The sequence below is a fragment of the Pantoea sp. DY-5 genome (assembly GCF_019795955.1).
In the GTDB taxonomy this organism is placed as follows: Bacteria; Pseudomonadota; Gammaproteobacteria; order Enterobacterales; family Enterobacteriaceae; genus Pantoea; species Pantoea leporis.
Window position 1 is genome coordinate 451334 of the sequence record NZ_JAIMIE010000005.1, and the last position, 13202, is coordinate 464535.

At 54.9% G+C, this 13202-nt stretch carries 10 protein-coding genes; 4 read left to right on the forward strand and 6 right to left on the reverse strand.

The features are described 5' to 3' along the window. Window positions 1–7: 7 nt before the first annotated feature. On the forward strand, window positions 8–682 hold the full coding sequence (locus K5Y30_RS18200) for an RraA family protein (protein ID WP_222212629.1): 675 nt from the start codon (window positions 8–10) through the stop codon (window positions 680–682). A gap of 26 nt (window positions 683–708) precedes the next feature. Here K5Y30_RS18200 and K5Y30_RS18205 read toward each other — a convergent pair whose 3' ends face one another. From K5Y30_RS18205 to K5Y30_RS18220, 4 genes are read right to left on the reverse strand one after another with little or no spacing between them, the layout of a single operon-like run. Next, the gene (locus K5Y30_RS18205; protein WP_222212631.1) at window positions 709–1545 is read right to left on the reverse strand and encodes a metal ABC transporter permease; all 837 of its coding nucleotides are present in this window, start codon (window positions 1543–1545) and stop codon (window positions 709–711) included. Beyond that, a complete protein-coding gene (gene sitC, locus K5Y30_RS18210) occupies window positions 1538–2401 on the reverse strand; it encodes an iron/manganese ABC transporter permease subunit SitC (protein WP_222212633.1) in 864 nt (287 codons plus the stop codon). The genes K5Y30_RS18205 and sitC overlap by 8 nt, the downstream gene beginning before the upstream one ends. Continuing rightward, a complete protein-coding gene (locus K5Y30_RS18215; RefSeq protein ID WP_176972150.1) occupies window positions 2385–3191 on the reverse strand; it encodes a manganese/iron ABC transporter ATP-binding protein in 807 nt (268 codons plus the stop codon). Before K5Y30_RS18215 ends, sitC begins: the two co-directional genes overlap by 17 nt. After that, complete coding sequence (locus K5Y30_RS18220; protein WP_222183186.1) at window positions 3188–4090, reverse strand: metal ABC transporter substrate-binding protein; 903 nt, start codon at window positions 4088–4090, stop codon at window positions 3188–3190. Before K5Y30_RS18220 ends, K5Y30_RS18215 begins: the two co-directional genes overlap by 4 nt. Window positions 4091–4287: 197 nt before the next feature. Here K5Y30_RS18220 and K5Y30_RS18225 point away from each other — a divergent pair, with 197 nt between their 5' ends. Further along, on the forward strand, window positions 4288–5616 hold the full coding sequence (locus K5Y30_RS18225) for an FAD-binding oxidoreductase (RefSeq protein WP_222212635.1): 1329 nt from the start codon (window positions 4288–4290) through the stop codon (window positions 5614–5616). A gap of 225 nt (window positions 5617–5841) precedes the next feature. On the opposite strand, the gene K5Y30_RS18230 is transcribed toward K5Y30_RS18225, so the two are convergent. Further along, a complete protein-coding gene (locus K5Y30_RS18230) occupies window positions 5842–7128 on the reverse strand; it encodes a PAS domain-containing methyl-accepting chemotaxis protein (RefSeq protein WP_222183188.1) in 1287 nt (428 codons plus the stop codon). A gap of 449 nt (window positions 7129–7577) precedes the next feature. Between K5Y30_RS18230 and K5Y30_RS18235 the strand changes: the two genes are divergently transcribed. Continuing rightward, the gene (locus K5Y30_RS18235; protein WP_222212756.1) at window positions 7578–9557 is read left to right on the forward strand and encodes an autotransporter outer membrane beta-barrel domain-containing protein; all 1980 of its coding nucleotides are present in this window, start codon (window positions 7578–7580) and stop codon (window positions 9555–9557) included. 320 nt (window positions 9558–9877) lie between these two features. Continuing rightward, window positions 9878–11737: a hypothetical protein gene (locus K5Y30_RS18240; RefSeq protein ID WP_222212637.1), complete on the forward strand. Its 1860-nt coding sequence runs from the start codon at window positions 9878–9880 to the stop codon at window positions 11735–11737. A 39-nt stretch (window positions 11738–11776) separates the two neighbouring features. Here the strand turns inward: K5Y30_RS18240 and K5Y30_RS18245 are convergent, their stop codons facing one another. Further along, window positions 11777–13165: an FAD-binding oxidoreductase gene (locus K5Y30_RS18245; protein ID WP_222212639.1), complete on the reverse strand. Its 1389-nt coding sequence runs from the start codon at window positions 13163–13165 to the stop codon at window positions 11777–11779. Between the last annotated feature and the right edge of the window lie 37 nt (window positions 13166–13202).

Here is a 13202-nt window from a genome sequence, read left to right on the forward strand (position 1 = left end):
AAAAGGTATGAGCGGATTCCGTATCGTTAGCAGAACGCGTAAAGCCAGTGCGCAGCAGATTGCGGCTTATCAGGATTTGCCGGTGGCGAATATCAGCGATGCCATGCAGCGCTTAACCGCGGGCGGGGCCAATCTACGGCCTTATCACGCCGGTGGATCTATGGCGGGTGCCGCGCTCACGGTTAAGTGTCGGCCCGGCGATAATTTGCTGGTGCATTACGCGTTAAATATCGCTGAACCCGGCGATGTGATTGTGGTGGACGCCGGTGGTGATGTGACCAACGCGATTGTCGGCGAGCTAATGCTGGCCTTCGCGGCAAAGAAGCGCATCGCTGGCGTGGTGATTAACGGCGCGGTGCGCGACAGCCTGAGTATCCGCAACAACGCTTTGCCGGTGTATGCGGCGGGCGTTACCCATCGCGGGCCCTATAAAGACGGCCCCGGCGAAGTGAATGTGCCGATTTCGTTGAACGGTATGGTGATTGAAGCGGGTGATCTTATCGTCGGTGATGATGATGGCGTGCTGTGCGTGCCTTTTGATCACATCAATGAGATTCACGCGCTGGCCAGCGCGCGCCACAGCGGTGAAATCGCCAAACTGCAGGCCATCGCCGAAGGGCGCAATAAGCGCGATTGGGTCGAGAAGAAATTGCGCGAATTAGGCTGCATCTTTCCTTCGTAGGGTCGCCATTTATGGCGACCATCTCATCAGCCATGCACTTGCTGCGTGCGCCGATCCCTTACCGTGACATACAAAAACGCCAGCACGAACAGCGCTGCGTAGATCACCACAATGGTTGGGCCCGGCGCGCTATCGAGGAAGAACGAGGCGTATACGCCGCTGAAACCCGTCACCACCGCAATGCCAATCGCCAGCAACATCACCTGCACGAAACGACGCGCCAGCAGCAGAGCAATAGCGCCAGGCGCGATCAGCATCGAAATCGACAGAATCACGCCCACCGATTTCAGTGCGGCGACGATGGTTAACGAGATCAAACACAGCAAACCGTAATGCATCAATTTGCCGTTAATGCCGCAGGCGCGCGCCTGATTAGGATCGAACGCGTGCAGCAGTAAATCGCGCCACTTGATGCCAATCAGCACGCTAACAATCACCGCGATGGCCGCAGTCTGGATGATATCCGCCAGGCTGATGCCCAACATATCGCCGAACAAAATGTGGTCGAGATGCACTTCGGGCTGCAATTTCAGATAAAGCACCAAACCGGCGCCAAACATGCCGGAGAAGACGATGCCCATTACCGTGTCGGGTTTGATGCGGCTATTCTCGCTGATGTAGCCGGTTGCGACGGCGCACACCATGCCAGCGACAAACGCGCCGATGGCGTACGGCAAGCCAATCAGCCAGGCGATCACCACGCCAGGAAATACCGCGTGGCTCATCGCATCACCGAGTAATGACCAACCTTTTAGCACCAGAAACGCCGACAGCATCGCGCACGGCAGCGACAGCATTAAGGTGATGATCAGCGCCATGTTCATAAATTCGAACTGGAACGGACTCAACAATAATTCAGCCATTTACGCCGTCCTCCATGGTCTGGCGCGCACGGCGGCGTGAAGCCAGCACGCCATGTTTTGGCGCGAAGACAAAGGCCACTAAAAACACCAGCGTTTGCGCAACCACAATTACACCGCCGGTCGCGCCATCAAGGAAGTAGCTGCTCCATGCGCCGAGGAAACTGGTGACGCTGCCGATGGTCACGGCGATCAGCAACAGGCGCGGAAAACGATCGGTCAACAGATAGGCGGTGGCGCCGGGCGTCACCACCAGACAAATCACCATAAACGCGCCGACGGTTTGCAGCGCGGCGACGGTGGACGCCGAGAGCAGTGTAAAGAACAAAATCTTCAGCCGCAGGGTATTCAAACCGAGTGAACGCGCGTGGCTCTCGTCGAAGAAGGTCACCATCAGATCTTTCCACTTCAGCAGCAGAATGGTCAGGGTGATAAAGCCAATCGCGCCAAGCTGCCAGATATCGGCGGGCGCGACCGACAAAATATTGCCCAGCACGATGGTTTGAATATTCACCGACGTGGGATTGAGCGACACCAGAAACAGGCCGATGCCGAAAAACGACGAGAAGATCAGGCCGATGATGGCATCTTCTTTTAAGCGCGTACGCTGATTGAGAAACAGCATGCTGCCCGCTGCCAGCCCGCCGGAGAGAAACGCGCCGAGCGAAAAGGGCAGTCCAAACATATACGCGCCCGCCACGCCGGGCACAATCGAGTGCGACAGCGCATCGCCAATCAGTGACCAGCCTTTCAGCATCAGGAAGCAGGAGAGAAAGGCGCAAATCGCGCCGACCAGCGCTGCGATCCACATCGCATTCAGCATGTATTGATAGCCAAACGGCTCAATAATCCACGACATGGTTCGCTCCCCGGTCAGGATTTTTGTCTTTCATCAGCTGCATCAACACCGCGTTACGCTCATGCAGCGCGCCATCAAAGGTCTGCGCCAGATTATCGGCGGTGAAAGTGTCATGCAGCAGACCGCTCGCCAGCACGGTATTTTTCACCAGCACGCAGCGATCGCAGAAATCGGGAATGGCGTTGAGATCGTGGGTGGAAACCAGCATGGTGCGGCCTTCGTCGCGCAGCTCTTTCAGCAGGGTGATAATCGCGGCTTCGGTTTTGACGTCCACGCCGGTAAATGGCTCATCCAGCAGGATAATCTGACCACTTTGCGCCAGCGCGCGCGCCAGAAAAACGCGTTTTTTCTGCCCGCCCGACAGCTCGCCAATCTGACGATGGCGATAAGCGCTCATTCCCACGCGTTCCAGCGCCTGGTCAACGCTCTGTTTATCGGCGGCACGCGGAATACGCAGCATACCCATATAACCGTAACGGCCCATCATCACCACATCTTCCACCAATACCGGGAAGCTCCAATCCACTTCCTCCGACTGCGGAACATAGGACACGATGTTGTGTTTCAGCGCCTTATTGGCCGGCAAACCGGCCAGCGTTACCGCGCCCGAGGAGAGCGGCACAAATCCCATGATCGCTTTGAACAGCGTGGATTTGCCGGAGCCGTTGACGCCAATCAGCGCGGTGATGCTGCCTGCGGGCACGCTAAAAGAGGCTTTACGCAGCGCTGTGTGGCCGTTGCGGTAGGTCACACCCACATTTTCGACGATTAATCCTGCGGCTGGGTTCATTTCTGGCTTCCTTCTGTGATGCCTTTCACCACGGTTTCGGTGGTGACGCGCAGCAGATCCAGATAGGTCGGCACTGGGCCATCGCTGTTGCTCAGCGAATCGACGTACAACACGCCACCGTAATGAATGCCGGCTTCACGCGCCACTTGCTGAGCGGGTTTGGCAGAGATGGTGCTTTCACTAAAGATGGCAGGAATTTGATGATCGCGCACCGCATCGATCACTTTACGCACCTGCTGCGGCGTGCCTTGTTGATCGGCATTAATCGGCCATAAATAGAGCTCTTTCAGACCGAAATCGCGTGCCAGATAGGAGAAGGCACCTTCACTGGTCACCAGCCAGCGTTTATCGGCGGGCAGCTTGTCGATAGCGGTACGCATCGGCGCGATGGTTTGTTGAATCTGCGCTTTGTAACGCTCAGCGTTGGCCTGATAAATTGCGGCATTGGCGGGATCGTATTTCTGCAGCGCGTTGCGGATGTTATCGACGTAGATCAGCGCGTTATCCGGCGACATCCACGCATGCGGATTGGGTTTGCCGTTGTACGGACCTTCAGTAATGCCCATCGGCTCAATGCCTTGCGTTACGGTGACCTGCGGTACATCGTTAAGACGCTGGTAAAACCGGCTGAACCACAGTTCCAGATTAAAGCCGTTTACCAAAATCAGATTGGCACCCTGCGCGCGACGAATATCGCCTGGCGTGGGTTGGTATTCGTGGATTTCTGCGCCGGTTTTGGTAATCGACGTCACGTCCGCCGCATCGCCCGCGACGTTTTTCGCCATATCGGCGATCACCGTAAAGGTGGTGACCACTTTGAGTTTTTCAGCCGCTGACGCGGTAAATGCGCTGAGTGACAACAGGACGGCAATCGCAGGCAAAAGGCGTTGAGTGAACATGATCATCTCCAGAGTAATATAGCCAATGCTATAATATATAGCTGATGCTATCTATATGAGTCATTTTTGTTCACAACGCCAGTGTAAAGACAAAAATTTACGAAAGGGGCAAGTGTCATAAAGACGGAATTAAACGGCATTTCCCCTAAAACATTAAATATGGTTACATCAACAAAAAGCGGACAGGATTTAAGACGATGCGCATCAAAATCAATGCAGTAGCAGACAGTGAACGCTTTCCCGAATCCGTTGATGTGATTGTGATTGGCGGCGGCATCATTGGCACGTCAGTGAGTTACGAACTGGCAAAGCAGGGCGTTTCCGTGGCGCTGTTTGAGAAGGGCGTGATCGGCGGCGAGCAATCCGGCCGCAACTGGGGCTGGGTTCGCCAGCAAAACCGCGACCTGTACGAATTGCCGATGGCGATGCGCAGTTTGCAGCGCTGGGACGAGTTGAGCAGTGAAATTGGCCTCGATCTCGGCTTCTCGCGGCAGGGCATTACTTACGGCACGCAGAGTGAAAGCGATCTGGCGCGCTGGGAAGCGTGGGGCAAGCAGGCGCAGCAACTGGGTTTCGTCAGCCATTTGATGACCGCAAAAGAGACGCGCGAGCGCATCGGCAACAATGCGCCGTGGATTGGCGGCGTGTGGTCGCCCAGCGATGGTCGCGCAGAGCCGTCGCTGGCAGCGCCGGCGATGGCGACTGGCGCGAAAAATCTCGGCGCATCAATCCAGCAAAACTGCGCGGTGCGCGGCCTCGATGTATCTGGCGGACGCGTCATCGGCGTCTGGACCGAGCGCGGCCTGGTGAAAGCTAACCGTGTAATCTGCTGCGGCGGCGCGTGGAGTTCGCGCTTCTGCAAGCAATATGGCATCGAACTGCCGAGCGCCAATATCCTGGGCACCGCGTTCAAAACCACGGCGGCGCCTGAAGTGATCAAAGGCTGTCTCAGCACCGGCGGGTTGTGTATTCGCCGTCGTCAGGATGGCAGCTACACCGTGGCGCTCGCCGGACGCGGGCAGATTGATCTCGCGCCGCAAAATATCCGTTACGCCACCAGGTTCTATGCGATGTATCGCAGCAAGATCGCCAAGAAGCTCAAGGTGCGCATCAACGGCTCGTTCTTCAACGGCCCGGAAGCCGCCGGTTCGTGGTCCAATCAAAGCGTGTCGCCGTTCGAGAAGATCCGCACCCTCGATCCGGCAGCGGATAACGGCATTGTGCAGGAAGCGATGCAGGCGCTGGTGCAGCTCTATCCGGAGCTAAACGGCATTAAAGTGGATCACGCGTGGGGCGGCTGGATTGATACCACGCCGGATTTGGTGCCGGTAATTGATGAGATGACTAGCATGCCGGGCTTGTTTATCGCCTCCGGCTTTAGCGGCCACGGTTTTGGTATTGGGCCAGGCGCAGGCTTGTTGTGCGCGCAGATGGTGAATAATAAACCGCTTTCCACCGATATGAAGCCGTACAGTCTGGCGCGTTTCGCCAAAGGTCAGGCGATCCGTGAACCGCAGATGATGTGATGGCAACCGCACGACCGTTCCGATGAACATACCGATACGTTTGCCAGGTCGCCATTAATGGCGACCCTACAAAACCGCGCGTTTATTCCGGTGTATTTCCCGATGGCGAAAACCGTGCGATCATTCCGATGCATGGCCCGATCGTAGGGTCGGCATTTATGACGACCTTGCCGCTAACCGCACCGCTACGTTTTCCAGGTCGCCATAAATGGCGACCCTACAAAATCAAACATCTAACCGATGAATCACGTTCACAAACTCATGTACGCCGCTGTTAATTTCTCGCAGGCTGCGTGACAACACGCTGATTTTATCCTGCTCGGTCACCACAAACTGCTTGACCTCATTAAGCTGCTGCTCCATTTGCGCAATCAGGCTGGCGTTGTGTTCCACCACTTGCGTGATCTGCTTAGTCGCGCTGGAGGTGGACGCCGCCAAACGTCGTACTTCGCCCGCCACCACGCTGAATCCGCGTCCCGCTTCACCGGCGCGCGCAGACTCAATTGCCGCATTCAGCGCCAGAATATTGGTTTGTGAGGCAATCAGGTTGATGGTCTCGACCACTTCGCTAATGCTTTTCGCCGAGGCGTTGAGCTCGCCCCCGATCGCCGTTGCTGCATTAACCTGCAGCGCCACCAGACCGGAGTTGCGGATGGTTTCGTCCAGCACCTCGTTGGCGTTGTCGGTAATTTGTGACGTTTCTTCTGAGGTCGTCAGCGCGATGTCGGCCACGCGCTTGGCGGCTTCCACGCGCGCGGTGATATCTGAGGCGATTTTGATCACCTTGTACACCTTGCCATCGGCGTCATAAACCGGGTTGTAGCTGGCCTCAAGCCAGATGCGTTCACCGCCGGCGGTTTTGCGTTCGAAGCGGCCGACAAAGTGCTGGCCTTTAGCCATCTTGCGCCAGAAGTCGGGATTTTCACTATAGAAGTTATCGAAGCAGAACATGCGATGATGCTGCCCTACAACCGCAGCCAGCTCATATCCCATGTGCTTGAGGAAGTTATTGTTGGCCGTGAGGATTTGTCCGTCCGGCGTGAACTCAATCACCGCCATGGAGAGATCCAGCGCGGTGATCACCGCTTCTTTATGCTCCAGCTCCTGATGACGTTCTGTGATATCCGATGCCACCTTGATCACTTTGTAAACCTGGCCTTTGTCATCGCTCACCGGGAAGTAGGTGGCGCTGAGATAGAAGCGCTGGCCTTGCTTATTGAAGCGCTCAAAAATGCCGGTCACCGATTCGCCAGACGCCAGCGTTTGCCAGAAGGCAAGATAGCGCGAGGATTGGCTGTGTTGCGGGCTGCAGAAGAGACGGTGATGCTTCCCCTGAATCTCATTTAACTGGTAGCCGGTGGTGGCAAGGAAGAGGTGATTGGCGGTGAGAATCTCGCCGTTAGGCGTAAATTCAATCCATGCCACATGCTGTTTGATCGCATTGATATCTTTAGCCACATCGCCACTTTTATAAAACGGCAAAGAAAGACTCGACTTTTTCACACCAAACATGGGAAGCCTCAGGTGATTATTGTGCTGTTGAACGTAATGCGTGCAGTGCAAAATTGGTCACGCTCAACATGCGTCACCTGAGCTGCCCGCAGATTCCCCTTCGCCGTACACTTAAGTGTCTCTGTGCGCCGCAGCGCCGCACGGGGTATGTAATTAACCTACCTGATGTTTTCAAAATGTACCGCTCAGAGCGTACTCGCACTCCGCAACACTAGTTATCGGCGGCCTTATTTAAAGGTTTAATTTAAATGCATGTAAAAGGGCTGTTAATAAACTTGAGTTTATTTGCCGCTGCAAACTGGCATAACGCCCCCTTCCTGACTAAACAGTTAAACGTCCTTGATATTTTCTTAACGCATTCCTGATGCGATGTTGCGGGTTCGCTTGATGCGCGGACCTTACCTTTTGCCGGTCAGACGCTGCATCTCTGGCCCATCACGGAGTTGATGATGAACAACCACAAATCTGCGCTTTCTGCCGTCGCCATCGCCACACTCACTGCGTTGTTGACGCCCGCACCTGCGCTGGCATGGGACAGTCTGACCGTGTTTGGCGATAGCCTGAGTGATAGCGGCAACGTGGGCCGCTTTACCTTCGACGGTGCACAACATCCTTTATACGATGAGATTCTTGCCGCGCATTTGGGGGAGGATTTACAGCGCTCAACGTTAGGCGGCAGCAATTATGCGCAGGGTGGCGCAGTTTCGGTACCCAAGCTCGATCCTGTTTTAAACACCCAGGACCAACTGGCGGGTTATCTCGCTTCAACCGGCGGTCGCGCGGATAGCAACGGTTTGTATATTCATTGGGTCGGTGCCAATGACATCGCCGTTGCCGTCACCAATCCCTTAACCGCCAGTGAAACCATCAGCAACAGCGCCAATCAATCGGTTGCGCAAATTAAAACCCTGCTGGATGCCGGCGCGGGCGCGGTGATTGTGCCCACCGTGCCGCAGCTCGGCTCAACGCCCTATATGATTCAAACCGTGCTGCGCGTGCTGGGAAGTGAAGCCACACCAGCGATGGTGGCGGCGTTTCAGTCACTGGATGGCGTGACCACGCCAGATAAAGCCGCGCGACAGCAAGCGGTGCAGGATGCCTTCACGCAAGCGGCAGGCGAAGTTTCGTCGGTTCCAGCGGTGCGTGACGCGCTGGCGCAACAGCTTTATAACGCATGGCAGGAGCTGAGCGAGCAGGTCACGGCGCTCTCCGACGGTTATAACCAGCAGGAAGAAGCGGGGCTGGCGACCTTGAATGGCAATATTGTGCGCGTGGATATCGCCGGGCTGTTCGATGAAGTGATCGCCAATCCGACCCAATATGGCTTAACCAACACCATTGGCATCGCTTGTCCGATTGGCACCTCAGCGGATGAGTGTCAATCCAGCACGCCGGGCTTCTCCACGGCGCAGGATTATCTGTTTGCCGATCGTCTGCACCCGAGCCCAGCGGTGCATGCGATGATCGCCGATTACATCCAGTCGATTCTGGATGCGCCAGCGCAGGTGGCGGCATTGTCACAATCGCCTCTGATGATGGCGCGCGATACACAAAACACGCTCGATGGGCATTTGCAGCAACAGCGTCAGCAGCCTGCTAGCGCCGGACAGTTCACGGTATTTGGCGGCTATGCCGGACAACATGTCGATTATCAGGGCGACAGCTGGAGCGACGGAAATGCCAACACCACCAACTTAACGCTGGGTATCGGCTATCAGATCACCGACAACTGGCAAACGGGTGTGCTGTTCTCCAACACCAATCAGCGCCAGGAACCTTCGTCGAACTACGACTACAAACTGCGCGGCAATCTTGTGGCGCTTTACAGCCAGCTGACGGTGTTCGATCAGGGCTGGATCAACGCCGATCTGCATTATGCCGATCTCGATTTCGACAGCATCGAGCGTGATATCCACATCGGCCCGGCCAAACGTACCGAGCAGGGTAGCACCAGCGGTAAATTGCTCGGCATGCGCGTGCAAACCGGCTGGACGCTGCCAATTACTGAAAATCTCAGCACCGGGCCAGTTGCCAGTTACGCGCTGGATTACGGTCGCGTTGGCGGCTACAGCGAGAACAGTAACAGCAGCACCGCGATGCGCTACTCCGATCAAACCACCCATTCACAGATTGGCTCAGTCGGCTGGCGCATCGACAGCAAACAGTGGGTGGTTAATCCGTGGGCGCAGGTGAGTTACAACCATCAGTTTGGCGATACCGATTCCACTGTACGTGCAGGTTTGAAATCGACGCGCACCTCGTTTGAACGCAGCGTCGAAGCGCGCGATAAAAACTGGCTGGATCTCTCGGTAGGTGCCAACGTGCCGCTAGGCGAAACGGTGAATGCCTTTGCTGGCGTTTCAACCGTCGGCGGTAACAGCGATTACCATCAGGTGACCTGGAATGTCGGTGTGAACGCCACTTTCTAAATGAACAGGCCAGTAACTGTCAGTTACTGGCCAATTGATTATTAACAACCGCAAATGATTTATCTGCTTAGCGATCAACTCTCTCATTCAGCATTCTTCCACGTTTTCCGTGCCATGAAAATAAAGAAGGTGCCTGCGATTAATCTGTAAATCATCACGCTGCCGCTACGCTTCTGTTCATTAATCATATTGTTGCCTGGCTATGCTCAAACCGCATAAGTAAATCACCCCAGTAAGACTGGTACGCACCAACACATTAATTATCAGTTACTTATAATCGATGGTGCAGTTACTTTCTCTTAATAGTTAAGGGGTACACCATGGCGAATGCGTCCAGCAGTTCGAATACCGCACCACAAAATGCCGTCGCGGCGGCTGCGCCAGTTATTCAGATTAGTGATGTCGCACAACTTAAAGCTACGGAACCGACGACCGGTGGTGAACTCGCCACGGTGCTGGAATATACCCGCGGAACCAAAGCCGGCGGCGGCGTGTTTGTTTACGATGCAACTGACTCAACCAGCCCAGATGACGGTGGATTAATTATTGTGACGGCGGGGAAAAAACGCTGGAAGCGCGTAGTACTCGATTACAACTCGGTCACGGTATTGGATTTTGGCGCAGTGCCGGACGGGAAAACCGACTGCATTGAAGCGGTAAAACGCATGTATACCTGGTCGCAACGCGTGTTGCCATCGGCGGGGATTCGCTTTACCGCGGGCGTGTTTAGTATGTCGACGTTCGACATCTCGGATAAAGAGATCAATCGTTTCAAGGTTACTGGCGCATCGGTCAACTTCGGCTATTTCCCTACCACAACGCTGGTTTTCAACTGGGAAACCAAACCGCGTGGTCAGCTGTTCTTTAAAGTGCAGGCGCGCTATGCGGAGATCTCGGGGATTGTTGTAAAAGGAATGAGTTCCAACAGCGGCGATGATGGTGGTACGGCGTTTAACACCGTAGGCTTTTACGCCAACACCATTATTGGCGGCCAGTTCTTACGTGTGAGCAGTATGGAATTCCGCTTTCTCGGCGGACGCGCACTGGATCTCATCGATACGCTGGATTGCAAAATTGATCAATTCTATTCCCGTGGCTGTCAGGACAGTATTGTCTACGCGCGCTGGTCCGGCCGGGTAGAAGGCGCATGGGATCACTCAACCGCTATTGAACTTTCTAACTTTAATTTACAAGGCGGCACCAAAAAACCGGTGCTTGATTTACCACGCTGTACGCAATCCTTTATTCGCAACGGTTGGATCGAACATTCGGAATTTGCCGGTGATCTCACCAACGGCCAATGGGTGATTGAAGGTTTAGCCATTGAATCCACCACCAATCCGCTCAAGCTCGGTTATTGCCGCGCCACTATTATTCAGAAAAGTATTCACAACCAAAGCGCCGGTTTTGATTACAGTACCGAAGGAATTGAACCCTGGACGCTGATTGGTGAAGGCGATCGCGGCGTATTGGAGTTCTCGGATTGGGGAATTATTGCGCAGGGTTCGCTGAGCTATGATTATATTTCCTCGCAGCACCATATGGATAACCGCACCGCCAACAATAAATGGTTTTACGTTGGCGAATTCAATTTCTCCGATGCCACGTCACAAATTCACGTACGTATTGTAGGAACCGCGCAATATAATTCGCAAAGTGAAACCCAGGTCGACTACAGCAATCGCACGCCAGAAGGCGCAACCAATATCTATTTACAGGCGCGTGATGGTGGGAACACGATTGGCAGCTGGTACGGCGAAGGTTCCAGCCCCGTAGTGAAAGTCCATATTTCAGGTAACGGTGCCAGAACTAAGCTCTATGTGAAAATCGCTGCCTATACCGGATTCTCAACCGCGTTGGTGACGACCAATGGCAAAGACCGTTATCAGGCCGGATTGTGTTTCATCTTCCGTAAGAGTTTTACCGCCTGTACCACAGAAGAGAGCGCAACGCTGGATGCAGCACCGGTTGTGGCATTTGAGCAACACTGGATCGGTAACAAAGACGTTGGCTTCGGCTACAACAACAATAAAGAGTTGTTATTGCGTGGAACGGTGATTAAAGGGGAAGTCGAAGAGTATGAACCAGGGAAATATCGCACGCGCCGCTATTTAAAAGTAAGAGTTAACGGCGAAGCGTGGAGTATTCCATTAAACGACGCGGAAAAACCTTATATCTAACTAATCGCCAGCAACATCGGTTGCTGGCTTAATATATGATCAATTCACACCCGGAATTTGCACCTCCGGCAACGTATCCCGCACTTCCCAGCCGCGCAATTTGCCCGGATTTAATAAATTATGCGGATCGCAGGCACGTTTCATCGCCACTACGTCGGCTCGTACCATGCCTTGCTTGCCGTCTTCAATATGAATTACGTGTGGATTATTTATCTTCACGCCGTTCGCGCGGTAAATATCCATAATCGCGTTAAGCCGATCTTCGTCGCGATAACGCACCAACGGCAAGCCGCTACAGGTAATAGTGCCGTTCATATCGCGCAGAAATTCAATGTGCGACATCACCTCATCGGATAATTGCGCTTCCAGCGCTAACGCCTGCTGCTGATAGTTATCCGCCGCGTAAGCGGTTTGCAGATACGTCAGCGTCTTGTCGATTTTCAGCGCTTGCAGCGTAGTGTGATTCCAGCAATATTCGATCAGTGAATGGCCGCTGTTTTCCCCCTCGGCAAAATGCAGCGCATTTCGACCCGCATGTTGGGTCAGCAGCGCAGGTAACAGCCCATCGCTTTCGCTGCCCACCACTGAAATCACGCCATGTTTGCCTGCCACATCGGCATCGGCCAAATCGCTGAAGTAATCAAGCACCGGCGCGGCGAACACTGCGATTTGGCGCTTCACCATGCCCGGCGAACGCGCCAGCGCATCGGCAAAGGCCATCGCCGCTGGGAAATCGTTGAAGATATCCAGACGTTCGATCCAGTCGTGGCGCGGTGCCAGCGCCAGTTCAATCTCCAGCACGATGCCGTTGCTGCCGTAGGCGTGATGCAGCAACAGCGCATCTGGCGCTTGCAGGGTGATAATGCGTGGCGTCTCTTCCATGGTCATCAGACGTACCGACAACACGTTGCCCGGCGCGGCCAGCGGCCCGTAATTAATTGAACCTACGCCGCCAAATCCGCCGCCAAACAAGCCGCCGAGCGTCGCCAGTTTCCAGGTGGAGGGCATGCAGCGCAGCTCCCAGCCAAGTGGACGCGTATGCGCTTCGAGGTCGCCAAGGCGAATGCCTGCCTGCGCACGCACCGTGCCGTGGCCGACGGCGGTCACCGCGTTGAGACGCGTCATATCAACCATCACGCCACCGTGCAGCGGAATCAGCTGACCGTAATTGCCGGTGCCGCCGCCACGCAAGTTGAGCGGCACGCGCTGTTTGGTGCAGGCCGCGACGATCAGTGCCAGCTCCTGCTCGTCACGCGGACGCACCGCCAGCTCGGCAAACTTCGCTTCCAGCTGCGGTTTCAAGACCGGGCTGAACCAGTGGAAATCGCGCGACAGACGTTTGACCTTTGGCGCTTCTTTGATCCAGTCAAGTTCAGGCAACGCCGCAACCAGCGCCGCCAGTGCAGACTGGCGATCGGAATCAGACATGTTTATTTCCTGTGGTAAAAAGGGTGTTGCGCCGTGA

What these genes read in the sequence shown, in the direction of transcription:
- K5Y30_RS18200 (WP_222212629.1), top strand. Translation starts at nt 8, where the DNA reads ATGAGCGGATTCCGTATCGTTAGCAGAACGCGTAAAGCCAGTGCGCAG.
- K5Y30_RS18205 (WP_222212631.1), bottom strand. Translation starts at nt 1,545, where the DNA reads ATGGCTGAATTATTGTTGAGTCCGTTCCAGTTCGAATTTATGAACATG.
- sitC (WP_222212633.1), bottom strand. Translation starts at nt 2,401, where the DNA reads ATGTCGTGGATTATTGAGCCGTTTGGCTATCAATACATGCTGAATGCG.
- K5Y30_RS18215 (WP_176972150.1), bottom strand. Translation starts at nt 3,191, where the DNA reads ATGAACCCAGCCGCAGGATTAATCGTCGAAAATGTGGGTGTGACCTAC.
- K5Y30_RS18220 (WP_222183186.1), bottom strand. Translation starts at nt 4,090, where the DNA reads ATGTTCACTCAACGCCTTTTGCCTGCGATTGCCGTCCTGTTGTCACTC.
- K5Y30_RS18225 (WP_222212635.1), top strand. Translation starts at nt 4,288, where the DNA reads ATGCGCATCAAAATCAATGCAGTAGCAGACAGTGAACGCTTTCCCGAA.
- K5Y30_RS18230 (WP_222183188.1), bottom strand. Translation starts at nt 7,128, where the DNA reads ATGTTTGGTGTGAAAAAGTCGAGTCTTTCTTTGCCGTTTTATAAAAGT.
- K5Y30_RS18235 (WP_222212756.1), top strand. Translation starts at nt 7,578, where the DNA reads ATGAACAACCACAAATCTGCGCTTTCTGCCGTCGCCATCGCCACACTC.
- K5Y30_RS18240 (WP_222212637.1), top strand. Translation starts at nt 9,878, where the DNA reads ATGGCGAATGCGTCCAGCAGTTCGAATACCGCACCACAAAATGCCGTC.
- K5Y30_RS18245 (WP_222212639.1), bottom strand. Translation starts at nt 13,165, where the DNA reads ATGTCTGATTCCGATCGCCAGTCTGCACTGGCGGCGCTGGTTGCGGCG.